Below are 24,569 nucleotides of genomic sequence, written 5' to 3'. Positions count from 1 at the left end.
TCCCGCGGCGAGCCGGGAGCATCCTCAGGGTCGCTCGACGAGGTGTTCCTTCAGGAAGGCGCCCGCGTGGGCCGCGGCCTCCTCCTTCGCGTCGAAGGAGAGCGAGCCGTCGGTTTCGCCGCGCGTTCCGTCGGCCCCCTGCCCGGTCCATCGCCAGCCGCTCAACGACGGCTCCCAGTACAACTCGGCGGAACCACCGAACAGTACGACCGTGCTCGGCTCCGGCTCGGCGGCCGTCGGCCTGCTGATCGCGCCGGGCCACTTCTTGCGGGCACCCTGCCTGGTTATCCCCCAGGCGCCTCCCATCTGCTCGTAGCTCGCGCCGTAGGAGCCGGCGGTCCGTGCGGCATTCGCCGTCAGCCGCTCGACCGTCTCGTCCACCACCTTCCAGCAGCGGAGGATCGACAGCGTCACATCGATGGAGTCCGCATCCCACATGTGCTGCACGGAACGTCCGGTCTCCCGGGCGCGCATGGCCGAGGCAAGCGGGGTCAGGGCGTCGTGGAGGGCCTTCTCCAGGACTGCCACTTCGGCTTCGGTGGCCTGAGTTCGCGTCATGTCGACAACTTTAGTTACCGAAGCCCGATCACGGAAACGAAAGTTACCGATTGGCATATGCCAATTTCGCGGTCCCGGCGACCACGTCAGGAGCCGCGCCACGGGATCGCGTGTCGTGAGCCGTGAGCCGTGACGAGATCCTTTGCGGGGCGGACCGCCGTTCCGGCGGGACGAGGGTCAGCCCGCCCAGCGTCCCGAGAAGAACGTGACGGCCAGGACCGTCATCACCGGTGCCACGACGGCGAGATAGGCGGTCCTGATACGGGGACTTCGCAGGCTCCAGGCGGCGAGACCGGTCCACAGGGGCCACCACAGCAGGGTCGCCCGGGGGATGGAGGTGTACCAGTAGGAAGTCCCCAGGGCCCACAGGCTGAGGCCGATGTACACGGCCTCGGCCCAGCGACGCCTCCGGAGCAGCAGGACGCACAGACCGACCCCGACGAGCATGGCGAGGAGCTCGGCCTGGAACATCAGGGCGTACCCGGTGGTCTGGGAATGCCCGAACGCGGCGTGCCAGGTGTTCCGCCAGGCCTCCCACGGGGCATGGAAGTCGCGGTACCAGCCGCGTTCCTCGGCGTGCTTCCAGGCCATCCAGTCACCGGTGTGCGCGTGCAGGTACCAGCTGTGGAGAAAGGGCGGGAGGGCGGGCAGCGCCAGCCAGGGAAGAGCGCGCCACTGGGCCGGGGTGCGGGCGGTGACCAGGAAGTGGACCGCGACGGCCGCGGCGAGGAAGAGGCCGCTGACACGGACGGTGGTGGCCAGGCAGGTCAGAGCGGCCGCGAGCGGCCAGTTGAGGCGCTGGGCCGCCAGCCAGGCCGGCAGAGCCAGGGCGAGGAAGAGCGCTTCCGTGTACCCGGCGGCCAGGAAGACCGCGCAGGGGGAGAGCAGGAAGAACAGGGCCGTACGCTGCCCCGCGTCGTCCTGCGGCAGATGCAGCCGGGCGATCCGGGCCAGGGCCAGTACGGCGACGCCACCGGCCACGAAGGAGATCAGCGCACCGGCCGCGGGCCAGCTCGGGACGACGGTGTGGACCGCCCGCAGCAGGAACGGGAAGCCGGGGAAGAAGGCTTCTCTGTTGTCCCAGCCGGACATCCAGGGGCCGCTCGCCCCGGGGAAGTAACCGTCCTGGGCTATGTGCAGGTAGTGCCACCAGTCCCACCGCTGCCACGGGGAGAAGAACGAGTCCGGGTGGTGGGCCTTGCGGTCGTCGGCGAACAGCCAGCGGGTGCAGTAGGCGGTGACCCAGATGCCCGCCCGGGTCATCAGGTACAGCCACAGCACCTCGCGGTCGGCGGGCTTGAACCGGATCAGCAGCCGGTCGAGGAAGGCCGTGCCCGATGACATGGCCCCAAGGGGCGACCGCCCGGAAGCGGTCCCGGTGGGACCGGGCGGACTCCCGTTCTGCCGGTGCGGGGACGAAAGGCTCACAACAGGGTCTCCTGGGTCAAATGTGCGCTTGCCGGACCGGCCGGACAGGCGCCGTCGGGGCACGGAAGGCGTGGAGGTCAGCCGGACGAGCTGTCGGTCGGCGTGGGTGTGTTCGATGACCGCGAAGGGCTCGAACCGGAGAGAGTCGGTGTCTCCGACGCGCTCCGGCCGGGGAAGGTCGGTGCCCCCGATGCGCTCCGGCCGGGGGAGGGGAGACTCGCCGGGGGCGAGCTGGTGCGGGGCGAGTCCGGCAGGGAGGACGCAGGAGAGGGCCGGGGCGTGGCGGGGGTCGTGGCCGGGACGGAGGCGTCGGGGCTCGCCGGCAGCAATGAGGCTGCGGCCGCGCCCGCGCCGGAGAAGACCAGACAGGCTCCGACGGCCAGCGCGACGATCCGGCGCCTGTGCACGCGCTCCCCGCGCTCGGTGATGAACGAGGGCGGTGCGAAAAGGGCGCGGGACTGGCCCGCGGTGGCGGCTTCCTTGAACAGTGACCGCAACGGGTCGTGGGGTTCAGACACTGGGCCCCTCCTCGGTACGCGGATCCTGCAGACGGTGCGAGAGCGTGGCCCGCCCCCGGGCGAGATGCGTCTTGACGGTGCTGGCCGCCAGACCGGTCTCCGCGGCGATCTGTTCGACGGTCAGATCGCATACGTAGTGCAAGGCCAGCGTGCGGCGCTGGTTGGGCGGAAGATCCCGCAGCACTTCGACGAAGGCCACCGAATCCGGGCCCGGCGCCTCCACATGCGGTGGGGCGCCACTGCGCTGCCAGGCGTCCGCCGTACGACGCCGACCGCGCCACCGACTCACCGCCAGGCGCCAGGCGACCGTGCGGATCCACGCCTCGGGCTGCCCGTCCCGGTCGAGCTGACGCCGTCGGTTCCAGCCCTTGACGAAAGCTTCCTGCACCACGTCCTGCGCCTCGTGCTGGTCTCCGAGCATCACAAACAGCTGCCCCGTCAGCCGGGCAACGGTCTGCGCGTAGAACTCTTCGAACTCCTCGACGGTCAAAAACAGCTCCTGGATCTCCTCGTTCTACCGGGCATACGCCCGGCACCCCGTGTTCGGACGACACCGGACCCGAAGAGACCTGGGTGACGGTCATCACACAGCCCCCGAACGGGCACACACCACTGCCGAACTGCCGACGCGACTCGACCGTCAGGTCCCGGACAGGCAAGTCTCGGACAACCGGTCGAAGAAATGATCGCCTGTGTGTCAGGTGAGAGTCCCGGGCCCACCCCGATTCCTCGAACGGCGGGCGCTGACGAGCCGCAGCGACGGCCGTCCGAGCGGCGTCTCACGGGTGGTCCGGGTCCACCACGGCCGGAATCGGGCAGGGCCGTGCGGACCGGCAGTCACGGAGCGGGGCAGTCGCACCTCGCGTGGCCCGGCGGGAAGGAGCCGTGCCCGGCCGGGGGCAGATCGAGCCATCGGGCCGTGCCCGGGGCGATCACATGGGTGTGGCCTCCCAGCACGACACGGACGGCCGGTTGCGACGAGCCGGGTACGGCGATCCGGACGCGCTGGGCGCGGAAGCCCAGGTCCACGTCCCAGTGCCGGCGGAATCTGACGCGCATTCCGAATTTCGAGAGCTGGGGCAGCGTGGCGGGCGCGAGCCACAGTGCGCGGTCGCGGGTCTCCAGCCCCGTCATCCCGCGCTGCACGAAATCGAGGGTGCCCGCCATCGCCCCCAGGTGGATGCCTTCCTCGGTGGTGCCGCCCTGGATGTCGGCCACGTCCCCGATCAGCGCTTCCTCGCAGTACTTCCACGCCTCCTCGCGGTGCGCTCGGGCCAGCACCCATGCGTGGACCAGGGAGCTGAGCGTGGAGCCGTGGCTCGTACGCGCGAGGTAGTAGTCGACGGTGGCGCGCCAGATGTCGTCGTCCAGCACATGCCCGAGCCGCCGGAAGAGGCCCGCCAGTTCCTGCGGCGAGAAGAGGTAGCCGAGCATCAGCACATCGGCCTGTTTGGACGCCTGGTAGCGGTTGACCGTGTCGCCCTCCGCCTCCAGGATGCGGTCCAGTCGACGGATGTCCTCGTACCGCCTGCGGTACCCCTCCCAGTCGAGCTCGGCCAGTTCCCCGTAACCGGCGAACTGGCTGATGACGCCCCGGTGATACGGCACATGCAGCCGGCGGGAGATGTCCTCCCAGCGTTCCGGTTCGTCGCGGCCGAGCCGGATCCGGTCGAGCAGCCGGTGTCGTCGCGCCTCGGGCAGGGCGTCGTGCAGCTCCGTCGCACGCGACAGGACCCAGGCCGCTGTCACGTTCGTGTACGTGTTGTCGTCGAGGCCCGCGGCCCCGGTGTCCGGATAGGCGTCGTGGTACTCGTCCGGTCCGACGACCCCGCGGATGCGGTACCGGGCCAGCGACTCGTCCCACTCGGCGCTGTCCGCCCAGAACCGGGCGATCTGGAGCAGCATTTCCGCGCCTTTGGAGTGCAGGTACTCCGTGTCCCCGGTGGCCTGGCAGTACTGCCACACGTTGTACGCGACGGCCGAGCCGACATGGTGCTGCAGCCGCGAGCGGTCGGGCAGCCAGCGCCCGGAGTGCGGATTGAGATGGAGTTCCTGGGTCTCCTCGCGTCCGTCGTCGGCGCTCTGCCACGGGTACATCGCCCCGGCCCTGCCCACCTCGTGTGCCGCGCGACAGGCCGCGGGCAGCCTCCTGTAGCGGTAGTCGAGAAGCCCTCGGGACACTTCGGGAAGGTGCAGGTTCAGGAACGGCAGTACGAACAGCTCGTCCCAGAAGACGTGGCCCCGGTACGCCTCGCCGTGCAGCCCTCTCGCCGGCACGCCCACGTCGAGTTCGGCCGTGTGCGGGGAGAGCGTCTGCAGCAGGTGGAAGAGATGCAGCCGGAGAACGCGACCCGCTTCGCCCGGTACCTCCAGCCGGACCTGCCGCCACAGATCGGCCCAGGCCCGCTGGTGCGAGGACAGCAGACGTGAGAAGTCGGGGGCGTCCCGCACCTCGGCGACGGCCGCCCGCAGCGGGCTGCCGATCGCGGGGTCTCGGGTGGTGTGAAGGGCCACCGTCTTGTCGACGACGGCGTCGGAGTCCGGGCCGAGCGGCAGCACCAGCCGCCGGAAGACCGCCTTCTCCGTCTGCCGGAAGCGGGGGCGGGGACCGAGGCGGGGACGGGAACCCGGTTCGGGGCCGGGATCGGGGTCCCGTCCGCCCCCGTCACCGCACCCCGCCAGCGTGCGGGCCGCCAGTGCGACACCGACGTCCGACTCCACCGTGCGGCACCGCAGCGACACCACACCGTCCTCCTCCGTGCCGGTCACCCAGCCGGCGAGGTGCCGGTTCGACAGATCCCGGTACCGCGCGACGCCGGAGTTGCGGACGTCTCCGTCGATCCCCGCCTCGACCTCGACCACGCCCGTCCATCCCTCCGCCCGGAACACCGTGTGCAGCGCGGCCAGGCGCGGATCGCCCATGTGCACCAGACGGCACTGCTCCACTTTCAGCCTGCGGCCCGCCTCGTCCTCGTAGACGGACCGGCGGGACAGCGTGCCCCCGAGCAGATCGAGTGACTGGCCGTGTTCCACGAGGTACGGGTGGTCCGGGGTGAGCCATGGCCCGGGGGCCGTGCCCGCGGGGTGGATGCGGTAGCGCAGCGGCAGCCAGTTCGGCAGATTGACGAGATCCTCGTTCTCGACCCTGCGACCCCGGACCGACGAAGTCAGCCGGTTGTAGCAGCCCGCCACATAGGTGCCGGGGTAGTGCGAACGGCTCTCGGACGTCTCGGGTGCGGCCCCACGAGTGGCGAAGCGGCCGTTGCCCAGGGTGCAGAGCGCCTCCCGCAGCCGTTCCTCCTGCGGGTCGTACCCCTCGTACGACCAGGTCCAGGCCCGTGTCATCCGCCGCCCCCGGCCGTCAGCAGGTCCTCCGGATCGGACACCACGACATCGGCGCCGCAGGCGTCGAAGGCTTCGAAGGCGTCGAAGGCCTTCTTCCAGGCCGCGGCGCGGCGTCGGGCGGAGTCGGTGATCACTCCATCGGTGTCGAAGAACACGGCCCGCACGCAGCGGGGGCACGATGCCAGGGGCGATGCGGCTGCCATGACCGGGCGGTCCCTTCGTCAGGGGCTCTTCTTCATGGCACCACGGTTCCGGCCTGCGGGCGCGGCATGAACGTCGGTTCCGGTGCGGCCGCGGGCCGGTACACGCTGCACAGGCCCCGCGGCGGGCCGGCAGAGCCGCACATGGGCCGGCATGGCCGTGAGAGGGCAAGCAAGGCCACAATAAAAGGTCACAATAAAGGGATAAAAGACCCATGGCATCGAGGCACTGTCCGTTCCGTGCTGACATGCTGAAGAGACCATCGACCGTTCCCGACCTCCGGGAGTTCCGATGCTCAGCCAGTCACTCGACGACGCGACGCTCTCCGCCCTCGTCGCCGACGCCGGCGCCGCCCCGTCCATGCACAACGCCCAGCCCTGGCGGTTCCGCTACACACGCGCGGGCCGCACGCTCACACTTCTGGCGGAATTCGGCCGCGCGATACCGGAGGCCGACCCCACGCACCGCGCACTGCACGTGGGCTGCGGCGCGGCCCTGCTGAATCTGCGGGTGTCCGCCGCCCACCGCGGTCTGGACACGGTCACCACGCTGCTGCCCGAACCGTCGGACCCGGCGCTACTGGCCACCGTGCGCCTCGGGATCCGCCCCGACACCGCGCAAAGGCCCGAGGACGGGGCCCTCGCCGCTCTCCACCGCGCGATCCGGGACCGCCACACCAGTCGCTACCCGTTCGATGAACAGCTGATCCCCGAGAACGTCCGCGCGCGCTTCACCGAAGCGGCCCGCGCCGAGGGCGCGGACTTCACGTTCCTGGCCCCGCCGCATCTGGAGACCGTGGTCGAACTGATCCAGGACGCCGAGGGATACGACCGCGGGGATCCGGCGCGGAAGGCGGAACAGGAGCGGTGGACCCGGAACACGAGGACCGAGGCTCCCGTGGACGGGATCCCCGACTACGCCTTCGGCCCCCGCGACACCTCCGAACGGGCGATCACTCGCGATTTCGCGCGGCCCGGCACCATCCCCGGCCGGGCACGCATCCCGTTCGAGAAGCAGCCGCAGCTCGGCCTGCTGAGCACCCCGGGCGACCACGCGACGGACTGGCTGCGTGCCGGCCAGGCGCTGGAGCGCGTTCTGCTCACCGCCACGCTCCACCATGTGTCCGCCTCGTTCGCCACGCAGCCCCTCGAATGGCCGGACCTGCGATGGCTCCTGCGCGACCCGATCTTCGGCACGGGGTACGCACAGATGGTCGTCCGCATGGGATACGGGCCCACGGGACCGCGCACGCCGCGCCGCCCGCTGGACCACGTGCTGACGATCGATCCGTAGAAGTGGCGGCGTACGCCGGAACCATGCGCCCGAGCCCCGAGGTGGAACGAGCACCCAGCACGGAAGGCGGTGGGAGCGATGCCGCTCCCCGTAGTGGTCGGAGTGGACGGATCGGAGGGCAGTCTGCGCGCCCTCGACTGGGCAGCGGCCCAGGCGGCGCGCTCACGGCTTCCCCTGCGCGTCGTCCACGCGTCGCTGTGGGAGCGCTACGAAGGTCTGCGCCCCGACTCCGACACCGAACGCCCCACCGAGCAGGTCCTGGCCGAGCATCTCGTCGCCGCCGCCCGGGAACGCGCGCAGCGGCTCGGCCCGGAGCTGTCCGTGGTGACCGAGGTGCAGCCCGAGGACCCGGTGGCAGCGCTCGTCAGGGAGAGCCACGAGGCAGCCCTGATCGTCCTCGGCTCCCGCGGCCGGGGCCGGATCGCCGGAATGCTCCTGGGGTCCGTCAGCCTCGCGCTCGCCGACCGCTCACACTGCCCGGTCGTGGTGGTCCCGGCGAGGACGCCGAGCACCCCGCCGCGGCCCGGCCGTGTCGTCGTCGGGATCAGCGACGCCGAGCAGCCGTCGGCGGCCGCGGTCTTCGCCCTCGACCAGGCGGCGGCGCGCAACGGCGAGCTGATCGCCGTACGGGCCTGGCGCTGCCCCGCCCACGAGGCCATGAGTCATCCGCTCCTGTCGGGCTCCCCGGCTGCCGCGCACCGCCGACGGGCCGAGGAGCACCTCGATGACGTTCTGGCGGGGCTGGACCGGACCGGCTCCCCCGATGTCGTCATCCACCGCTCGGTGGTGCAGGGTCCGGCTCACCAGGAATTGCTCGAAACCGCCGAAGGTGCCGAACTGCTGGTCGTCGGCACACGGCGGACCGGTGGTCGGCACGGCCTTCACCTGGGCCCGGTGAACCACGCGATGCTGCACTACGCGCCCTGCCCGGTCGCCGTCGTCCCCGACACGTACGGCCGCCCCGGACCCGATCCCCACGCGGGCCCGGACTGACTCCGGACCGGGCGGCGCGGCACCCCCGTCGGTCCCACGCCGCGAGGAGGCCCGACACGGGCACGGGAACGGGCCCGCCGACGACCGTTCTCCAGCGACTCGCCGATGAGTTCCGCACACCTTAGGATCGCCGCCATGGCTGGTCCGCGACGTGACACCCGAGGCATCGTCGACGCCTCCGAACTCTTCGCGCAGGTACGTTTCCGCCGCCACGAGCCCTGCCCCGAACTGCGGCCCTACCTGGAGCACTACTGGTTCATCGACTGGGACCTGCGGGAGCCCTATGCCTCCCATCTGGTGCCGCACCCGTCCGTGAACCTGGTCTTCCAGCGGTATGAGGACGGCCGGGATCACGACACCGGGTTCGCGGAGGTCTCGGGCATCGGCCTGGAACTCTTCACGCAGAAGCTGGAGGGCCGGGGACGGGTCTGCGGGGTGCAGTTCCGGCCCGGCGGATTCCGCCCGTTCGCACCGGGCCCGCCCGTCTCCCGGTGGACGGGGCGACGGCTGCCCGCGGACGAGGTCTTCGCCGCGTCCACCTCATCCGCCCCGCCCGCCCCGCCGTCGACCGTGCTGGACCCGGTGGACGAGGACGCGAGGGTGGCCGCCCTCGACGCGTACCTGTTGGCGCTCGCCCCGGAACCGGACCCGCCGGCCGACCGCGCGATGGCCTTGGTCGACCTGGTCCGTACGGACCGAACGGTGCGCCGTGTCGACCAACTGGCTCGCGCCGAAGGGCTGTCGCCGCGCTCGCTCCAACGGCTCTTCGCCGCCTACGTCGGCGTCGGACCCAAGTGGGTCATCCTCCGCTACCGCATCCACGAGGCACTGGAGCGGGCCGAGTCGGACCCGGAGGTGGACTGGGCGGCACTTGCCGCGGAGCTCGGCTACAGCGACCAGGCCCACCTGGTCAGAGACTTCACGGCGACGGTCGGCGTTCCTCCGACGGCGTTCGCCCAGCACTGACGAAGCGCTCTCAGCGCGGGACTTCGTGCTCATGCAGATGTCGACGAGCGAGGCCGCCGCGAGATCCGTCACCGACACCGCCCGGGTGTCAGTGCCGCGTCCTACAGTTCCGGCATGGAACACACAGCTTCGTCGCCCGTACGGATCGAGGCCTGGTCGGACACCGACCTGGAGCTGCTCCGCCGCGCCAACGCACCGGAACTGATGGCCCATCTCGGCGGCTCCGAGTCGGAGGAGCAGCTCATGGCGCGCCACGAGCGCTATGTGGCGATGAGCGCGGACCGGACGGGCAGGGGCAGGATGTTCCGCATCGCTCTGGCCGACGGGGACGAGGCCGTGGGCACCATCGGCTTCTGGGAGCGGACCTGGCAGGGCCGGGAGGTGTACGAGACGGGTTGGGCCGTCCTCCCCGGGCACCAGGGCCTGGGCATCGCGACGGCTGCCACGAAAGCCGTCGCGGAGCAGGCCCGCGCCGAGCAGAAGCACCGCTGGCTGCACGCCTATCCGTCCGTCGACAACGGCGCGTCGAACGCCGTGTGCCGCAAGGCGGGCTTCACTCTGATCGGTACGTGCGACTTCGAGTACCCGCCCGGCCATGCGCTGCTGACGAACGACTGGCGGCTGGATCTCGCTCCGGACCGGGCAAGCTGACCTCGGGACCGGATCGATTCACTCCGAATCAAGGGCCTTGTCGAAGTTGAACGCGACGATGTTCAGCCGTTCCCGCAGGTAGAAGCGGTGGGCTTCGGTACGTTGCGTGCCCGAGTCCAGATTGAGGTGCAGACAGCCGGCCTCCCTGGCCCGCTCTTCGAGATACCCGAGAAGCCGACGGCCGACGCCGGTGGAACGGGCGCCGTCCGCAGTGACCAGATCATCGACGTAGAGCATCCGGATCTGGCTGGTGTTGTCGACGACGCGCCAACCGGCCACGCCCACACAGCCGTCCTCGTCGTCGTAGGCGGCGCTGAACCGGAGGCCCTGCGCGTACCCCTTCTCGTACACCTCGCGGAAGAGGTTCTCCGTGAGGTGCGGGCGGAGTTCCCGCAGGACCGGAAGCAGGTCTGCGGCGAGTCGGGCATCGCCGGGTTCGAGGTCGAGGATCTTCATGTGGGAACTGTAGGCGCCGGGCCGCTCGCCGACCTCCGATCCCGGCGTTCTTTCCTGAGGGCTGTCCCGTAATCCCTGGGGCTCATCGTTCGTTCCTGAGGACATCGTTCATTCCTGAGCTCATCCCGGAGTCCGACTCGGAGTCCGGTGGAAAACGTTTGACGAGCGCCGCCGGCTTGAGGATATTTATCTGCGTCACGCAGCTTATGCGCATCACAGGTAATCACCTCCGAGGAGACCCACCCGTGCCCACTCTCGTCACCGGATGCCGTGGAAACGTCGGCTCCACGCTCGTCTCTTTCCTGCACCGGGGCGGCCGCGCCGTACGCGCCGCCTCTCGCAACCCCGAAGAACTCACCCGACAGCACGCCGAGGGGGCCACCGCGAGGTCCGCCCGCCTGCCCGCCGGTGTACCGGTCGTAGGCCTGGATCTCCGTGATCCGGCCACGTTCGCGACCGCTCTCGACGGGATCGACTCCGTCTTCCTCTACGCCGAGGCGTCCGCCATCGACGCCTTCCTCTCCGCGGCCGAGACCGCCGGGGTCGGCCACGTCGTGCTGTTGTCCTCCAGTGCGGTCCATGCCCCGGACGCCCACGACAACCCGATCGCCGCCTCCCACCACGCGGTGGAACAGGCCCTGCTCGCCTCGCCCCTCACGACGACGCTGCTCCGGCCGGGCGCCTTCGCGAGCAACGCGTACCAGTGGGCGGAGTCGATACGGACCCGTGGCTCCGTCGACCTCCCCCACCCCCTCAGCCACACCAGCCCGATCCACGGGACGGACATCGCCGAGGCGGCCCTCACCGTTCTCACCGACCCTCTGCTGCAGGGCGCGGCGTACCACCTGACCGGGCCCGCATCACTCACGGCCGCTGAACAGGTCGGCCTGCTGGCGGCGGCATCCGGGCATCCCATCACCATCAACACCGTGACCGGAGCGGCCTGGAAGGAGTCGGTGGCACCCTTCGTGCCGGAGCCGGTCGCCGATGCCCTGCTCGCCTACATGGCCGCCACGGACGGCACCCCGGCCGAGGTGACCGGTGACACGGAGAAGCTGACCGGCCACCCGGCCCGCACCTTCGCCATCTGGGCCGAGGAGCACGCAGCCGCCTTCCGCCCCTGAGCCCGCCCCTGCGCTCCGCACGCCCATACGCCCCGTGCCCCCCGGTACGTCCCGGCAGCGGAAGCCCGGGGCGAGGCCCCGGCAGCGAATCCCCGGCGACGTGTCCGGCACCGAATTCCCTGGCCGAGGCACCCCGCCCGATGACATCCTGACGAGGTGAACGGACCGGAGATCCATCTCGAAGTCGCCCCCGAGCTGCGACTCTTCGTCGCCCATGAACGCCGCCGGGGACGGTCGACCGTGGCCACCGACGGCTTCTCCACGCTCGGCCATGTCGTGGAGTCGCTCGGCATCCCGCTCACCGAGGCCGGACAGATCCTGGTCGACGGCCGTCCCGCAACCGTCTCGCACATCCCGGGGGCGGGCGAACTGGTCGAGGTGCGCGCCGTGGAACGTCCCCAGCGCGTCCCCGGCGCGCCCCTGCGCTTCCTGCTCGACGTCCACCTCGGCACGCTGGCCCGGCGCCTGCGGCTGCTGGGTGTCGATGCGGCGTACGAGAGCGAGGACATCGGCGATGCCGCCCTGGCCACCCGCTCGGCGGACGAGCGCCGCGTGCTGCTCTCCCGGGACCGCGGGCTGCTGCACCGGCGGGAGCTCTGGGCCGGGGCGTACGTCTACAGCGACCGCCCCGAGGACCAACTGCGGGACGTGCTGGAGCGGTTCACACCGATCCTGGCGCCCTGGACCAGATGCACCGCCTGCAACGGGCCGCTGAAGGCGGCGGACAAGGACTCCGTCAGCGACCAGCTGGAGCACGGCACCCGGAGCTCGTACGACGTCTTCGCGCAGTGCACGGAGTGCGACCGCGTCTACTGGCGGGGCGCCCACCACACCCATCTGGACGCGATCGTCACGAGGGCACTCCGCGACTTCGCGCCGACCCCACCGGACGCTGCCTGAGGGAACGACCGGGACGGCAGACCGTCAGTCCCGCCCGGAGCCTTCGCGATCCCCAGGACTTCCGGGGCTTCCGGAGCTTCCGGGGTCTCCGGCACCACTGGGGCCGGAGACCGACGGGCCGGACTCCCGCAAGGCCTCGACCTGCAGCGCGCTCAGCTCGACCGTTCGCCGCATATGGGCGATGAGCAGGGCCACCTCGTCATCGTCGTACGCCTCGAACATCGCCGCCCACGCCCCGCCCAGCCGCTCCCACACCGCGCCGATCTCCGCCATCCGCTCCGGCACGGTGGCGACGAGCACCCGCCGCCGGTCGACCGTGTCACGCTCGCGCGTCACATAGCCGCCCCGCTCAAGCCGGTCGACCAGCCGGGTCGCCGACCCCGTCGTGAGCCCCGTCAGCTCCGCGATACGGCCCGTGGTGACCGGCATCGCCTCCAGACCGAGCAGATTGAGGCACTGCAGATCGGTCGGGTGGAGCCGCAGATGATCCGCGACGGCCTGGTTGAAAAGGGCGTACGCGGCCATGTAGCGGCGCGACTCGACGGTCAGTTCGGCCATCAGCGCGCCGCGCCGGGCCGGGGACTTCTGCGGCATGCGGAAAGTCTACGAAGCGGATACCGCCGGGCATCGCACGTCATCGGCCCGGTACAACGCACCCGCCCCGCACCGGGACGTCGCACCCGCACGCCCGCTCTCCCGCCTCCGCTCTACGGCTGCTCGGCGGTCAGATACCGCTGGACGGTGGGTGCGAGCCAGGCGATCACTTCCTCGCGCGACATCGAGACAGCGGGCGGGAACCGCAGGACGTAACGCGCGAGCGCCATCCCCAGGATCTGCGAGGCGACGAGGGCCGCCCGGCGCGGGGCCTCGGCCGGGTCGGGGCAGACGCCGGCCGTCATCGCACCGAGCTGTTCGGCGAAGACCGTCCTCATCCGCTCGGCGCCGGCGTCGTTGGTGGCACCGACCCTGAGCATGCCCGTGAGCACGTCGTCGCCCTCCCAGCGGTCCAGGAAGTGCGCGACGAGGACGGCACCGATGTGCTTGCTCGGCAGCGCCCCCAGCTCCGGTATCCGCACGTCGATCCTGGACGCGGCGGCGAACAGCCCCTCCTTGTTGCCGTAGTAGCGCATGACCATCGACGGGTCGATGTTCGCGTCACGGGCGATGGCCCGGATGGTGGCCCGCTCATAGCCATCGGTGGCGAACCGCTCGCGCGCCGCGTCGAGAATCGCGGCCTTGGTGGCATCCGAGCGGCGGGACTCGGCGGGCTTCGTCGTCATGCCAACAACTGTAGGCCAACACCCGTTGACATGCCAGCCGAGCCATGGCTACCGTTGCCAACAAGCGTTGACCAACACCTGTTGGCACGAAGGTGACCGCTGATGACGGGCCCAGGAGGCAGACATGACCACCAACCCGAGCACCGCACCCGACACCGTCGACGTACTCGTCGTGGGCGCAGGTCCCACCGGCCTTCTGCTCGCGGGCGACCTCGCCGCCCAGGGCCTTTCGGTCACACTCGTGGAGCGCCGCCCGCGCGAGATCAGCAACATCACGCGCGCCTTCGCGATACACGCCCGCACACTCGAACTGCTCGACGCACGCGACCTCGCCGACGAGCTCGTCAGGACGGGCACACCCCGCACCACGCTGCGCTTCTTCGGCAAGGTCTCGCTCGACCTCTCCCGGCTGCGGACCCGCTTCCCCTTCGTGCTGATCACCCCGCAGTACGAGGTGGAGCGTCTGCTGGAGCGGCGCGCCCACGCGGCGGGGGTCCGTTTCCGGTACGACACGGAGCTGACCGCGCTCCACCAGAGCGACGCGTCGGACACCGTCACCGCCGAACTGAACGGGGCGGACGGCAGTCCGACGACACTCGGCGCCCGCTTCCTCGTCGGCACCGACGGAGTCCACAGCCGGGTCCGACAGGCACTCGGCCTCCCCTTCCCCGGCGAATCCGTCATCCGGTCGATCGTCCTCGCCGACGTCCGGCTCACCGAGAAGCCCGCCGATCTCCTGACGGTCAACGGCAAGAAGGACGCCTTCGCCTTCATCGCCCCCTTCGGTGACGGCTGGTACCGCGTGATGGGCTGGCACCGTGCGCACCAGTGCGCCGACAGCCGTCCCGTCGACCTCGAAGAGCTGCGCGAGATCACCCGCTCCGCCCTCGGCACCGACCACGGCATGCACGACGCACGCTGGATCTCCCGCTTCCACAGCGACGAACGCCAGGTGCCCGCCTACCGGACCGGCCGGGTCTTCCTCGCCGGGGACGCCGCCCATGTCCACTCACCCGCAGGCGGCCAGGGCATGAACACCGGACTTCAGGACGCGGCCAACCTCTCCTGGAAGCTCGCGGCCGCCCTGCGCGGACACACGGCCGCCCCGGAGGCGCTGCTCGACAGCTATCACGCCGAGCGGCACCCGGTCGGCGCGAGAGTGCTCCGCTCCAGCGGCACACTCGTCCGCCTCGCCATGGCCGGCACACCGCTCCAGCGGACGGTCCGGGCGCTCGCCGGCACGACGCTGTCCACGATCCGGCCCGCCTCCGACAAGGCCCTGGGCCTGATCTCCGGCATCTCGATCGCCTACACCGCCCCACGCGGCGCCCATCCCCTCACCACGACGCGCGCCCCCGACCTGAGCCTGCGGGAGGGCCGCCTCTACCAACTGCTGCGCGACGGCACATTCGTCCTCGCCACCCCTGTCGGCGCCGTCACTCCGACCACCCCCACCCCCTTGGTGCACGCTCACTGGACGGGCGGCCGCACCACCTCCCTGCTCGTCCGCCCCGACGGCTACATCGCCTGGGCGAGCGACCACGCCGACCCGGCCGCCCTGCAGGCCGCACTCACCCGATGAGTACGCGCCCCGTACCCGTGGCGCCCGCACCACAGGCCATCGCGCGTCAGAACACGTATTCGTCCCCGGTGGCCAGAGCCAGCACCTCGTGGTCGTTGTTCTTCGGGTTCCGGTCGGTCGCGCCGCCGTTCCACAGGGTGTCGACCCGCACAACGACCTCGTCCGGCCGCCCCGCCAACTGCAGTTCGAGGGCGAACTGTCGCCCCTCCTCCGCATCCGTGCGCAGCGCACCCGTCCGGCACAGCACGGTCAGCCGGTCGGACTGCAGACAGCCCTCCGAAAGTTCCTGTCGTCCGGAGAGCGGCACCGACGTCCGCACCCGCACGGTGATACCCGGCAGGTTCGACGGACCGCGGTTCCGGCTCTGCACCCAGACCCCGAGCCCCGTACCCCACAGCGAGACGTGCCCGTGGAGCGACACATCCGCCTCGGGCGCGATGGCCTTGGGCGTACCGCCACCCGGAAGAAGGCCGCCCGGGGCAACGCCCTCGGGCGCGACGCGCCCGGCCGCCGCGGCCGCGCCGCCCAGCCCCGACCCCAGCACCACAGCCGCCACAACGACCACGGCCGTCGCCACCATCGAGGTGGCGGGCACCACCGGCGCAGCTCTACGTGTCACTACCATGCCCCGAAGATACAGATCACCCCGAATTATCCGTATACCGATCGGTTCGGCGTGCCTCCGTATCGCTCCCCTCACGGACTCGCCATGGGGTTCGGGGCAGTGATGCTCTCGGTGGCCGTACGAGCGCGCTTCCTCGGCCGAGCGTGCCGGTCGATGCCATGGCGGCGCCGGGCAGGGCGAGGGCGAGGAACGTCACCGGCAGGGCGCGGTGGACTCCATGACAGGCTTCGTCCATGGTCGTCGCCCGTTCTGTCGCTCTGTTCGTCGTCGCCGCGCTCTTCGAGATCGGCGGTGCCTGGCTCGTCTGGCAGGGCGTGCGCGAGCACCGCGGCTGGATCTGGATCGGCGCGGGCGTCCTCGCGCTCGGCGCCTACGGCTTTGTCGCCACGCTTCAGCCCGACGCCGAGTTCGGCCGCATCCTCGCCGCGTACGGCGGCGTCTTCGTCGCGGGCTCGATCGCCTGGGGCATGGTCGCCGACGGCTACCGCCCCGACCGCTGGGACGTGATCGGGGCGCTGGTCTGCCTGGCGGGAATGGCCGTGATCATGTACGCCCCCCGCGATCACTGACCACCCGCCTGCCTATCCTGGCCCGGTACCGATCAGCTGCCCGAGGAGTCCGTCATGGCTGCCACCCCGATCGCCGTCATCACCGGAGCGAGCAGCGGCATCGGCGCCGCGACCGCCCGACAGCTGGCCGCCGCCGGCTACCGCGTGGTGCTGACCGCCCGCCGCAAGGACCGCATCGAGGCGCTCGCCGCCGAGATCAACGAGGCGGGCCACCAGGCAACGGCCTATGCCCTGGATGTCACCGACCGCGACGCCGTGGACGAGTTCGCCACGGCGTTCCGCACCCTCGCCGTCCTCGTCAACAACGCGGGCGGCGCACTCGGCGCCGACCCCGTCGCCACCGGCGACCCCGCCGACTGGCGCCGGATGTACGAGACGAACGTCATCGGCACGCTCAATGTCACCCAGGCCCTGCTCCCCGCCCTCACCGAAAGCGGGGACGGCACGGTCGTGATCCTCTCCTCCACCGCGGGCCTCTCCACCTACGAGGGCGGCGGCGGCTACGTGGCCGCCAAGCACGGCGAGCACGTCCTGGCCGAGACGCTCCGGCTGGAGATCGTCGGCACCCCGGTCCGCGTCATCGAGGTGGCCCCCGGCATGGTCAAGACGGAGGAGTTCGCCACCACACGCTTCCGCGGCGACACCGAGAAGGCGGCGAAGGTGTACGCGGGCGTCGAGGCCCCGCTCACCGCCGACGACGTGGCCGACACCATCACCTGGGCCGTCACCCGCCCCAGCCACGTGAACATCGACCTCCTGGTGGTCCGGCCCCGCGCCCAGGCCTCCAATTCCAAGGTCCACCGCACCATCTGACCTCACCGCCCGGCCTGACCGGACCGCACCGCCCGGCACTGGCACCGGCACCGGCACCGGCACCGGCACCGCCACAACCGGACGCGAACACCACCGGCACGGCCGGACACCACGGACTCCACCGGCACGGCCGGACGCCGAAGAGCCTCGGACGCACCACCCGCGTCCGAGGCTCTCCCGTTCAGAGGGCCTGCCGCCCGGGAGGCCCTCCGTCCAACCGTGAGTGAGGGGGCTCAGCCCTTCACGCACACAACCTGCTTGAGCTTGGCGACGACCTCCACCAGGTCCCGCTGCTGCTCGATGACCTGCTCGATCGGCTTGTACGCGGCCGGGATCTCGTCCACGACGCCCGAGTCCTTGCGGCACTCCACGCCCCGCGTCTGATCCTCCAGATCACGCGTCGAGAAGCGCCTCTTCGCGGCGTTCCGGCTCATCTTCCGGCCGGCGCCGTGCGAGGCCGAGTTGAAGGACTTCTCATTCCCGAGGCCCTTCACGATGTACGAGCCGGTGCCCATCGAGCCCGGGATGATCCCGAAGTCACCGGAACCCGCACGGATCGCGCCCTTCCGCGTGACCAGCAGGTCCATGCCCTCGTAACGCTCCTCCGCCACGTAGTTGTGGTGGCAGGAGATGACCGGTTCGAAGGTGACCTTGGCCTTCTTGAACTCCTTGCGGACGACGTTCTGGAAGAGCGCCATCATGATGGCGCGGTTGTACTTCGCGTACTCCTGCGCCCAGAACAGGTCGTTCCGGTACGCCGCCATCTGCGGGGTGTCGGCGATGAACACGGCCAGGTCCCGGTCGATCAGATCCTGGTTGTGCGGCAGCCTCTGCGCCTGCCCGATGTGGAAGTCGGCCAGTTCCTTGCCGATGTTCCGCGATCCGGAGTGCAGCATCAGCCAGACGACCCCGGACTCATCAAGACAGAACTCGACGAAGTGGTTGCCCGATCCGAGCGTTCCCATCTGCTTCGTGGCACGTTCCTGACGGAACTTGACCGCATCGGCCACCCCGTCGAACCGCCCCCAGAAGTCGTCCCAGCCCGGAGCCCGGAAGCCGTACACACGGTCCGGGTCCACGGCGTCGTCATGCATGCCGCGGCCCACCGGAATGGCCTGCTCGATCTTCGACCGCAGCCGGGACAGGTCGCCCGGCAGGTCATTGGCCGTCAGGGAGGTCTTCACCGCGGACATTCCGCAACCGATGTCCACGCCCACCGCCGCCGGACACACCGCGCCGTGCATCGCGATCACCGAACCGACCGTCGCCCCCTTGCCGAAGTGGACGTCCGGCATCACGGCGAGCCCCTTGATCCAGGGCAGGGTGGCCACGTTGCGCAGCTGCTGCATCGCGACGTCCTCGACCGAGGCCGGGTCGGCCCACATGCGGATCGGGACCTTCGCGCCCGGCACCTCTACATACGACATAGTTCCTCTATTCCCCCGAAAAGTCTGAAAGCGCAAAACCGGTGCCAAGGTCGGCAAATGAGTCGGCCGACCGGCATTCACAGCGGCGCGTGCGATACACATTGTGTCCACCGGTCGCCATCGAGCGGCAACCGTTTTTCGCACGAAGGGAGCCCAGGACCGTGCGACGAATGGCGTACGTACTCGGCACCGCGCTACTGACAGCGCTCGCCGTCGGCTGCAGTTCCAGCACCGGAACCGGTGGCTCCGCCGCTGACAGCAAGCCCGGCGAGGCAACCGTCACCGCGGCGGCCCCCGGTAAGTACCGCACCCTTCCCGATCCTTGCCGGGCCATCACGTCGTCCACGCTGAAGGACGTGCTCCCGGGCGCGGCCGAACTCCCCGAGGACCAGCAGAAGAAGGTGTACGAGGGCTCGGCCACCGTCACCTACGACACCGACCGCCGCGTCGGCTGCCGCTGGAAGTCCGAGGCCCCCGACTCCTCCCGCGCCCTCTTCGTCGACTTCGAGCGTGTCGTGTCGTACGACCCCGCGGTGAGCGACGACGACCGCGCCCGCGAGGTGTACACGAAGAAGGAGAGCGCCGCCGGCCTGACCTCCCCCTCCGCCTCACCGGGCAGCACGGAGAAGGCGGAGCCCACCTCCTCCGGCTCCGCCTCGCACGCCCTGCACGGCCCGCCCTCCGAGGACAAGGCCGCGGGCGGGAACAGCGACGGCAGCAGCGACGCGACCGACGGCGGCTCGTCCGACGGCGCCGACGAGAGCGTTGCGCCCCGCACGCTCGACGACCTCGGAGACAGTGCATTTCTGGACGATCTGCTCACTCGGGCAGGTTCCACCGCACAGCACCGCACGGTGAGCGTGGTGTTCCGCACATCGAACGTCATCGTGACTGTCGCGTACACCGAGCAGCCGACCACCTCCACCGTGGTTCCCGACAGCAAGGAACTGCAGGACACGGCCAGGACACTGGCCCAGAAGCTGGTCGACAAGTTCAGCGAATGACCGTGCGCGGGGCGCCCCGGGCAGGGCGGCGCCCACACCCGCCGCGTGCCGCACCCGGCCGCCGTCCGTCGTACCGTGGCCCTCCGGAAGGCCCTCCGAAGCCTTCCGGACGCTCACGAACGCCCACCGGAGGACCGACCAGCCCGCGCCAGACCGCCCGCCCCGACCACAGGCACCTCGCAGGTCCGCCCGTCCCCGACCACCAGGCAGCCCGACCACCTGGCAGCCCGCCCCCGGGCAGCCCGCCCGCCGCGCCACCCGAGTGAAGGAACCATGCACCGTTCAGCCCCGCGACTCGCCCGCATACTCGCCTGCGCCACCGTTCCGGTGATGCTCGTCGCCGCCGGCTGTTCGTCGGACTCCGGCGACAAGAAGGACTCGGGTTCGCCCTCGTCGTCCACGGCTTCGCCGGATGCCAAGAAGTCGGAACCGAGCGTCGAGCCGGCGAAATTCACCGCGCTGCCCGACCCGTGCAAGTCGATCAGCAAGAAGACGGTCACCTCCCTGGTCCCCGGGGCGAAGACCCCGGGCGGCACGCCCGCCGGCTCCAGCGACACCGCGTACCGCACCGGCTGCTCCTGGAACGGCCTCGACGACAACGGCGTGAAGGGTTCCCAGTACCGCTGGCTCGACGTCGGCTTCACCCGCTTCGACTCGGACCAGTCCCTGGGCAGCGGCGCCAAGCGCGCGCAGCAGGACTACGCGAAGCAGATCACCAAGGTCAAGGCCGCCGAGGGGGCGAAGAAGCTCACCGAGGCACCGGTCAACGGCATCGGCGAGCAGGCCACCAGGATCACGTACGACCTGACCAAGACGGGTGAGGACTTCAAGTACGCGACCGTCGTCACCCGCACGGGGAACGTCGTCATCACCCTCACCTACAACGGAGCGGGCTACGCGGGCGCGAAGACCCCGTCCGCCGACGACATCCTGAAGGGCGCCGAGAAGGCGGCCAAGGATGCGGTGGCCTCGGTCGCCGCCACCGGCGCCAAGCAGGACGCACCGAGCGGGTCCGCCAAGCCCGACGAGTCGGCGAAGAAGGACGAATCCCCCAAGTCGGGTGCGTCACTCAAGGCTGACGAGAAGGCCACGGACAAGAAGACGAGCTGAGGACTGTCCCGCAATCCCCGGCGGGCGCGCGGCGTCAGCTACGGCCCCAGGCGCCCCCCGACTTCCCTGCTCGCAAGCGGATTCACGAAGCCCGGTGCTCCCCCGAGTACCGGGCTTCGCCCCTCCCCGCGCAACATGCCGCGCCCTCATGTGCCAGGCTGTGCCCGCCAGAAGTCGAAGCAGGACGTCGCAGCGGGACGTTGAAGCGGGACGCCGCACCAAGGCGTCGAAGCAGAACGCGGACGCAGAACGTCGCAGCGGAACATCGGCGCGGAGCGTCGACGCGCGACGTCGGATACGGGAAACGGGGAGGGGAACGCGGGTGGCCGCGATGCAGCTGACACGCACCCACCGGATACTCATCGGTCTCGTGGTCGCCGGTGCGGTGCTCATCGCCGCGATCGGCTTCGCGGGTTCGTACGCGGCGGTGCGCGAACTCGCCCTGCAGAAGGGCTTCGGGAACTTCTCGCTGGTCTTCCCGATCGGCATCGACGCGGGCATCTGTGTGCTGCTCGCCCTGGACCTGCTGCTGACCTGGCTGCGCATCCCGTTCCCGCTGCTGCGCCAGACGGCCTGGCTGCTGACCGCCGCGACGATCGCCTTCAACGGCGCCGCGGCCTGGCCCGACCCGCTCGGCGTCGGCATGCACGCGGTCATCCCGGTGCTGTTCGTGGTCTCCGTCGAGGCCGCCCGGCACGCCGTGGGCCGGATCGCCGACATCACCGCCGACAAGCACATGGAGGGGGTGCGGCTCACCCGCTGGCTGCTCTCCCCCGTACCGACGTTCAAGCTCTGGCGGCGGATGAAGCTCTGGGAGCTCCGTTCGTACGAGCAGGTCATCAAGCTCGAACAGGACCGGCTGATCTACCAGGCCCGACTCCAGGCCCGCTTCGGCCGCAGCTGGCGCCGCAAGGCACCGGTCGAGTCCCTGATGCCGTTGCGCCTGGCGAAGTACGGCGTCCCGCTGGCCGACACCGGTCCGGCCGGCCTCGCCGCCGCGGGCATCGAACCGGCCCTGCTGCCGCCCGCCCCGGCCCTGGCCGCCGCCGAAGCCGACGAGTTCCAGCCCGAGTTGCCGTACGCCGGGCCTCACCCCGAGCAGCAGCACGCACAGCAGGAGCAGTACGGGCCGCACCAGCAGCAGCACACGCACCCCTCCGACCCGGCCGCTGCCGAGCAGTGGCCCCAGGAGGGCCCAGGCTCGCACGAGAGCCCGTGGTTCGCGGCGCCCCAGGTGCCCGACGACGCGTACGAGAGTGCGTACGACCCGACGTACGTCGAGGGCCTGGAGCCCACCCCCGTCATGGTCCCCCTGGGCCCCGGCGGCCGCACCCGCCCCCTGGGCAGCGTCGGAACGATCGGCGCCGTCCCGGGCCCCCGTGCCGCGGAGCCCGGTCCGGTGCCCCGCACCGACGAGCAGCAGCCGCAGGAGCCCGGGAAGGACCCGGCGCAGAACCCGGCCCAGGACCCGGCCCAGGACCCGGCCGAGTGGGCGCAGGAGGACGCGGAGTTCGCCGAGATCGCGTACGAGGCTTTCGCGACGTTCGTGAACCAGCACCACGACTTCCCGAGCGTCGAGGCCCTGGACATACACGTCTCGGACGGCCACAACATCAGGCACCCGCGCAGCGCGGCACTGATCCGCCGCCTGATGCCGGAGTTCAAGAACCGCTACCACGCGGCACTCGAAGCGGACCACATCGCGTAATCACGCGTCACGCGTCACCACGCCGGTCCCGCTGCCGAGAACGGACGGGGTCGGCAACGACGGAGGGCCGTCACCCGGATCACCGGGTGACGGCCCTCCGCGCGGGAATCCCTACGCGCCCAGCAGCTTCCGTACCCGGTCGGCCCCCACGGCCAGCAGCAGCGTGGGCAGCCGCGGCCCCGTGTCCCGGCCGACCAGCAGCCGGTACAGGAGCGCGAAGAACGACCGCTGCGCGGTCTTCAGCTCGGGCGTCGGCTTGGCGTCCGGCTCCAGGCCCGCCAGGATCTTCGGCACGCCGTAGACGAGCGTGGTGAGCCCGTCCAGCGACCAGTGCGAGTCCAGTCCTTCCAGAAGCAGCCGCAGCGACTCCCGGCCCTGCTCGTCCAGCGAGCCGAGCAGCTCCTTGTCCGGCTCGTCGCGGACGATGGTGCGGGCCTCGGCCGGGACCTGGCTGGTGATCCAGTTCTCGGCGCGGTCGAGGCGGGGGCGGGCCTCGTCCAGCGAGGTCAGCGGGTTCTCCGGGTCCAGCTCGCTGAGAATGCGCAGCGTCTGCTCGTCGTGCCCGGCCGTGATGTCGACGACCGAGGCGAGCGTGCGGTACGGGAGCGGGCGCGGCGTACGCGCCAGCTCACCGGCGGCCGTGCCGATGGCCCGCGCGTACGCGGCGGCGTCGGCCGGCAGCACCGACCCGTCGGCGACCTTGCGCGCCAGCGAGTCCCACTCGTCGTAGAGCCGCTGGATCTCCTGGTCGAAGGCGATCTTGAAGGACTGGTTGGGCCTGCGGCGCGCGTACAGCCAGCGCAGCAGGGGCGCCTCCATGATCTTCAGCGCGTCGGCCGGGGTCGGCACGCCGCCCTTGCTGGAGGACATCTTCGCCATGCCGGAGATGCCGACGAAGGCGTACATCGGGCCGATCGGCTGCACGCCGTCGAAGATCTCGCGGACGATCTGGCCGCCGACGACGAACGAGGAGCCCGGCGAGGAGTGGTCCACCCCGCTCGGCTCGAAGATCACGCCCTCGTACGCCCAGCGCATCGGCCAGTCGACCTTCCAGACCAGCTTGCCGCGGTTGAACTCGCTCAGCCGGACGGTCTCGGCGAAGCCGCAGGCCGTGCAGGTGTAGTTCAGCTCGGTGCTGTCGTCGTCGTACGACGTGACGGCCGTGAGGTCCTTCTCGCAGTTGCCGCAGTAGGGCTTGTACGGGAAGTAGCCGGCCGAGCCGCCGCTGCCGTCGTCCTCACCGGCCGCGCCCGAACCCTCCTCGGCCTCCAGTTCCGCCTCGTCGACCTTCTTCTGCTGCTGCGGCTTCTTGCCGCCCTTGCCGCCCGCCGCCGGGTCCTTCTTCGTCCGGTACCGGTCGAGGACGGCGTCGATGTCGGCGCGGTGCTTCATCGCGTGCAGGATCTGCTCGCGGTACGCGCCCATCGTGTACTGCTCGGTCTGGCTGATGCCGTCGTACTCGACGCCCAGCTCCGCCAGCGAGGCGGTCATGGCGGCCTTGAAGTGCTCGGCCCAGTTCGGGTGCGCGGACCCGGCCGGGGCGGGCACCGAGGTCAGCGGCTTGCCGATGTGCTCGGCCCAGGACTCGTCGACACCCGGGACGCCGTTCGGAACCTTGCGGTAGCGGTCGTAGTCGTCCCAGGAGATCAGGTGCCGGACGGTGTACCCGCGGCGGCGGATCTCGTCGGCGACCAGGTGCGGGGTCATGACCTCGCGGAGGTTGCCCAGGTGGATCGGGCCGGACGGGGAGAGGCCGGACGCGACGACGACCGGTTTGCCAGGCGCACGACGCTCCGATTCGGCGATGACATCGTCCGCGAAGCGGGAGACCCAGTCGGTCTCGGTGCTGCTCTGACTCTGAGCCACGGTCTGCACGTCCTTCTCTCTTGTCTGCCTTGTGGGACTCGTAGGAACGACCCTTGGGGGACTGGTAGGGGCACCGCCCATTCTCCCAGGTCCCCCCGGCAGCGCGAAAACGGCTTTACCTGCCGTGGAATACTGGGTGTGATCCTTCGCAG

Annotated in this window: 23 protein-coding genes and 1 pseudogene; 12 read left to right on the top strand and 12 right to left on the bottom strand. The window is 70.7% G+C overall.

From position 1 onward, the window contains the following. Positions 1-24 precede the first annotated feature (24 nt). From ACIRP2_RS22805 to ACIRP2_RS22780, 6 genes and pseudogenes are all read right to left on the bottom strand, one after another. Entirely contained in the window at positions 25-558 is a 534-nt protein-coding gene (locus ACIRP2_RS22805; protein ID WP_404253048.1) for a hypothetical protein, read from the bottom strand. A gap of 177 nt (positions 559-735) precedes the next feature. Beyond that, positions 736-1,902, bottom strand: coding sequence for a mannosyltransferase family protein (locus ACIRP2_RS22800; protein WP_404253046.1), 1,167 nt, complete (start codon positions 1,900-1,902; stop codon positions 736-738). A gap of 161 nt (positions 1,903-2,063) precedes the next feature. Beyond that, on the bottom strand, positions 2,064-2,504 hold the full coding sequence (locus ACIRP2_RS22795) for a hypothetical protein (RefSeq protein ID WP_404253044.1): 441 nt from the start codon (positions 2,502-2,504) through the stop codon (positions 2,064-2,066). Further along, positions 2,497-2,994: a SigE family RNA polymerase sigma factor gene (locus ACIRP2_RS22790; RefSeq protein ID WP_404253042.1), complete on the bottom strand. Its 498-nt coding sequence runs from the start codon at positions 2,992-2,994 to the stop codon at positions 2,497-2,499. Before ACIRP2_RS22790 ends, ACIRP2_RS22795 begins: the two co-directional genes overlap by 8 nt. Before the next feature lie 347 nt (positions 2,995-3,341). Further along, positions 3,342-5,849: a glycoside hydrolase family 65 protein gene (locus ACIRP2_RS22785; protein ID WP_404253040.1), complete on the bottom strand. Its 2,508-nt coding sequence runs from the start codon at positions 5,847-5,849 to the stop codon at positions 3,342-3,344. Between the two features lie 74 nt (positions 5,850-5,923). Beyond that, positions 5,924-6,052: pseudogene (locus tag ACIRP2_RS22780) on the bottom strand (hydrolase); the annotation flags it as partial. 289 nt (positions 6,053-6,341) lie between these two features. On the opposite strand from ACIRP2_RS22780, the gene ACIRP2_RS22775 reads away from it, so the two are divergent. The 4 genes from ACIRP2_RS22775 to ACIRP2_RS22760 all read left to right on the top strand — a co-directional run bounded on the left by ACIRP2_RS22775 (position 6,342) and on the right by ACIRP2_RS22760 (position 9,953). Further along, on the top strand, positions 6,342-7,343 hold the full coding sequence (locus tag ACIRP2_RS22775; RefSeq protein ID WP_404253038.1) for an Acg family FMN-binding oxidoreductase: 1,002 nt from the start codon (positions 6,342-6,344) through the stop codon (positions 7,341-7,343). Positions 7,344-7,421: 78 nt separating this feature from the next. Beyond that, entirely contained in the window at positions 7,422-8,336 is a 915-nt protein-coding gene (locus tag ACIRP2_RS22770) for a universal stress protein (RefSeq protein WP_404253036.1), read from the top strand. A 135-nt stretch (positions 8,337-8,471) separates the two neighbouring features. Further along, positions 8,472-9,302: a DUF6597 domain-containing transcriptional factor gene (locus ACIRP2_RS22765; protein ID WP_404253034.1), complete on the top strand. Its 831-nt coding sequence runs from the start codon at positions 8,472-8,474 to the stop codon at positions 9,300-9,302. A gap of 114 nt (positions 9,303-9,416) precedes the next feature. Next, positions 9,417-9,953, top strand: a complete 537-nt coding sequence (locus tag ACIRP2_RS22760; RefSeq protein ID WP_404253032.1) for a GNAT family N-acetyltransferase — start codon at positions 9,417-9,419, stop codon at positions 9,951-9,953. An 18-nt stretch (positions 9,954-9,971) separates the two neighbouring features. Here the strand turns inward: ACIRP2_RS22760 and ACIRP2_RS22755 are convergent, their stop codons facing one another. After that, on the bottom strand, positions 9,972-10,409 hold the full coding sequence (locus tag ACIRP2_RS22755; RefSeq protein ID WP_404253030.1) for a GNAT family N-acetyltransferase: 438 nt from the start codon (positions 10,407-10,409) through the stop codon (positions 9,972-9,974). Positions 10,410-10,654: 245 nt separating this feature from the next. Here ACIRP2_RS22755 and ACIRP2_RS22750 point away from each other — a divergent pair, with 245 nt between their 5' ends. Continuing rightward, positions 10,655-11,533 carry an NAD(P)H-binding protein gene (locus tag ACIRP2_RS22750; RefSeq protein WP_404253028.1) on the top strand — a complete coding sequence of 293 codons (879 nt, stop codon included), beginning with the start codon at positions 10,655-10,657 and terminating at the stop codon, positions 11,531-11,533. Positions 11,534-11,689: 156 nt separating this feature from the next. Beyond that, complete coding sequence (locus tag ACIRP2_RS22745) at positions 11,690-12,433, top strand: Mut7-C RNAse domain-containing protein (protein ID WP_404253026.1); 744 nt, start codon at positions 11,690-11,692, stop codon at positions 12,431-12,433. Between the two features lie 24 nt (positions 12,434-12,457). Here ACIRP2_RS22745 and ACIRP2_RS22740 read toward each other — a convergent pair whose 3' ends face one another. Next, positions 12,458-13,027: a MarR family winged helix-turn-helix transcriptional regulator gene (locus ACIRP2_RS22740; RefSeq protein ID WP_404253024.1), complete on the bottom strand. Its 570-nt coding sequence runs from the start codon at positions 13,025-13,027 to the stop codon at positions 12,458-12,460. A 113-nt stretch (positions 13,028-13,140) separates the two neighbouring features. Continuing rightward, positions 13,141-13,713: a TetR family transcriptional regulator gene (locus ACIRP2_RS22735; protein ID WP_404253022.1), complete on the bottom strand. Its 573-nt coding sequence runs from the start codon at positions 13,711-13,713 to the stop codon at positions 13,141-13,143. Between the two features lie 124 nt (positions 13,714-13,837). Here ACIRP2_RS22735 and ACIRP2_RS22730 point away from each other — a divergent pair, with 124 nt between their 5' ends. Next, a complete protein-coding gene (locus ACIRP2_RS22730; RefSeq protein WP_404253020.1) occupies positions 13,838-15,295 on the top strand; it encodes an FAD-dependent monooxygenase in 1,458 nt (485 codons plus the stop codon). A gap of 46 nt (positions 15,296-15,341) precedes the next feature. Here the strand turns inward: ACIRP2_RS22730 and ACIRP2_RS22725 are convergent, their stop codons facing one another. Then, the gene (locus ACIRP2_RS22725) at positions 15,342-15,920 is read right to left on the bottom strand and encodes a hypothetical protein (RefSeq protein ID WP_404253019.1); all 579 of its coding nucleotides are present in this window, start codon (positions 15,918-15,920) and stop codon (positions 15,342-15,344) included. Positions 15,921-16,153: 233 nt separating this feature from the next. Between ACIRP2_RS22725 and ACIRP2_RS22720 the strand changes: the two genes are divergently transcribed. Both ACIRP2_RS22720 and ACIRP2_RS22715 read left to right on the top strand, forming a co-directional pair. Further along, positions 16,154-16,489 carry a YnfA family protein gene (locus ACIRP2_RS22720; RefSeq protein WP_404253017.1) on the top strand — a complete coding sequence of 112 codons (336 nt, stop codon included), beginning with the start codon at positions 16,154-16,156 and terminating at the stop codon, positions 16,487-16,489. A gap of 54 nt (positions 16,490-16,543) precedes the next feature. After that, positions 16,544-17,302 carry an SDR family NAD(P)-dependent oxidoreductase gene (locus tag ACIRP2_RS22715; RefSeq protein ID WP_404253015.1) on the top strand — a complete coding sequence of 253 codons (759 nt, stop codon included), beginning with the start codon at positions 16,544-16,546 and terminating at the stop codon, positions 17,300-17,302. Positions 17,303-17,535: 233 nt separating this feature from the next. Here ACIRP2_RS22715 and ACIRP2_RS22710 read toward each other — a convergent pair whose 3' ends face one another. Beyond that, positions 17,536-18,729, bottom strand: coding sequence for an RtcB family protein (locus ACIRP2_RS22710; protein WP_404253013.1), 1,194 nt, complete (start codon positions 18,727-18,729; stop codon positions 17,536-17,538). 170 nt (positions 18,730-18,899) lie between these two features. Here ACIRP2_RS22710 and ACIRP2_RS22705 point away from each other — a divergent pair, with 170 nt between their 5' ends. From ACIRP2_RS22705 to ACIRP2_RS22695, 3 genes are all read left to right on the top strand, one after another. Further along, positions 18,900-19,733 (top strand): DUF3558 domain-containing protein, encoded by an 834-nt coding sequence (locus tag ACIRP2_RS22705; RefSeq protein WP_404253011.1) that lies wholly within the window; start codon positions 18,900-18,902, stop codon positions 19,731-19,733. Between the two features lie 273 nt (positions 19,734-20,006). Further along, positions 20,007-20,843: a DUF3558 domain-containing protein gene (locus ACIRP2_RS22700; RefSeq protein ID WP_404253009.1), complete on the top strand. Its 837-nt coding sequence runs from the start codon at positions 20,007-20,009 to the stop codon at positions 20,841-20,843. Between the two features lie 331 nt (positions 20,844-21,174). Next, a complete protein-coding gene (locus tag ACIRP2_RS22695) occupies positions 21,175-22,551 on the top strand; it encodes a DUF2637 domain-containing protein (RefSeq protein WP_404253007.1) in 1,377 nt (458 codons plus the stop codon). A 111-nt stretch (positions 22,552-22,662) separates the two neighbouring features. On the opposite strand, the gene lysS is transcribed toward ACIRP2_RS22695, so the two are convergent. Further along, entirely contained in the window at positions 22,663-24,426 is a 1,764-nt protein-coding gene (gene lysS / locus ACIRP2_RS22690; RefSeq protein WP_404253005.1) for a lysine--tRNA ligase, read from the bottom strand. Between the last annotated feature and the right edge of the window lie 143 nt (positions 24,427-24,569).

It is taken from the genome of Streptomyces sp. NPDC101194, from assembly GCF_044767885.1.
Classification (GTDB): domain Bacteria; phylum Actinomycetota; class Actinomycetes; order Streptomycetales; family Streptomycetaceae; genus Streptomyces.
This window is presented reverse-complemented; position numbering and strand designations above follow the sequence as displayed.

Coding starts and splice junctions, on each gene's coding strand:
- ACIRP2_RS22775 (WP_404253038.1), top strand. CDS start 6,342: ATGCTCAGCCAGTCACTCGACGACGCGACGCTCTCCGCCCTCGTCGCC.
- ACIRP2_RS22765 (WP_404253034.1), top strand. CDS start 8,472: ATGGCTGGTCCGCGACGTGACACCCGAGGCATCGTCGACGCCTCCGAA.
- ACIRP2_RS22800 (WP_404253046.1), bottom strand. CDS start 1,902: ATGTCATCGGGCACGGCCTTCCTCGACCGGCTGCTGATCCGGTTCAAG.
- ACIRP2_RS22715 (WP_404253015.1), top strand. CDS start 16,544: ATGGCTGCCACCCCGATCGCCGTCATCACCGGAGCGAGCAGCGGCATC.
- ACIRP2_RS22695 (WP_404253007.1), top strand. CDS start 21,175: ATGCAGCTGACACGCACCCACCGGATACTCATCGGTCTCGTGGTCGCC.
- ACIRP2_RS22755 (WP_404253030.1), bottom strand. CDS start 10,409: ATGAAGATCCTCGACCTCGAACCCGGCGATGCCCGACTCGCCGCAGAC.
- ACIRP2_RS22740 (WP_404253024.1), bottom strand. CDS start 13,027: ATGCCGCAGAAGTCCCCGGCCCGGCGCGGCGCGCTGATGGCCGAACTG.
- ACIRP2_RS22760 (WP_404253032.1), top strand. CDS start 9,417: ATGGAACACACAGCTTCGTCGCCCGTACGGATCGAGGCCTGGTCGGAC.
- ACIRP2_RS22720 (WP_404253017.1), top strand. CDS start 16,154: ATGGTCGTCGCCCGTTCTGTCGCTCTGTTCGTCGTCGCCGCGCTCTTC.
- ACIRP2_RS22785 (WP_404253040.1), bottom strand. CDS start 5,849: ATGACACGGGCCTGGACCTGGTCGTACGAGGGGTACGACCCGCAGGAG.
- ACIRP2_RS22770 (WP_404253036.1), top strand. CDS start 7,422: ATGCCGCTCCCCGTAGTGGTCGGAGTGGACGGATCGGAGGGCAGTCTG.
- ACIRP2_RS22710 (WP_404253013.1), bottom strand. CDS start 18,729: ATGTCGTATGTAGAGGTGCCGGGCGCGAAGGTCCCGATCCGCATGTGG.
- ACIRP2_RS22805 (WP_404253048.1), bottom strand. CDS start 558: ATGACGCGAACTCAGGCCACCGAAGCCGAAGTGGCAGTCCTGGAGAAG.
- ACIRP2_RS22705 (WP_404253011.1), top strand. CDS start 18,900: ATGGCGTACGTACTCGGCACCGCGCTACTGACAGCGCTCGCCGTCGGC.
- ACIRP2_RS22730 (WP_404253020.1), top strand. CDS start 13,838: ATGACCACCAACCCGAGCACCGCACCCGACACCGTCGACGTACTCGTC.
- ACIRP2_RS22725 (WP_404253019.1), bottom strand. CDS start 15,920: ATGGTAGTGACACGTAGAGCTGCGCCGGTGGTGCCCGCCACCTCGATG.
- ACIRP2_RS22735 (WP_404253022.1), bottom strand. CDS start 13,713: ATGACGACGAAGCCCGCCGAGTCCCGCCGCTCGGATGCCACCAAGGCC.
- ACIRP2_RS22700 (WP_404253009.1), top strand. CDS start 20,007: ATGCACCGTTCAGCCCCGCGACTCGCCCGCATACTCGCCTGCGCCACC.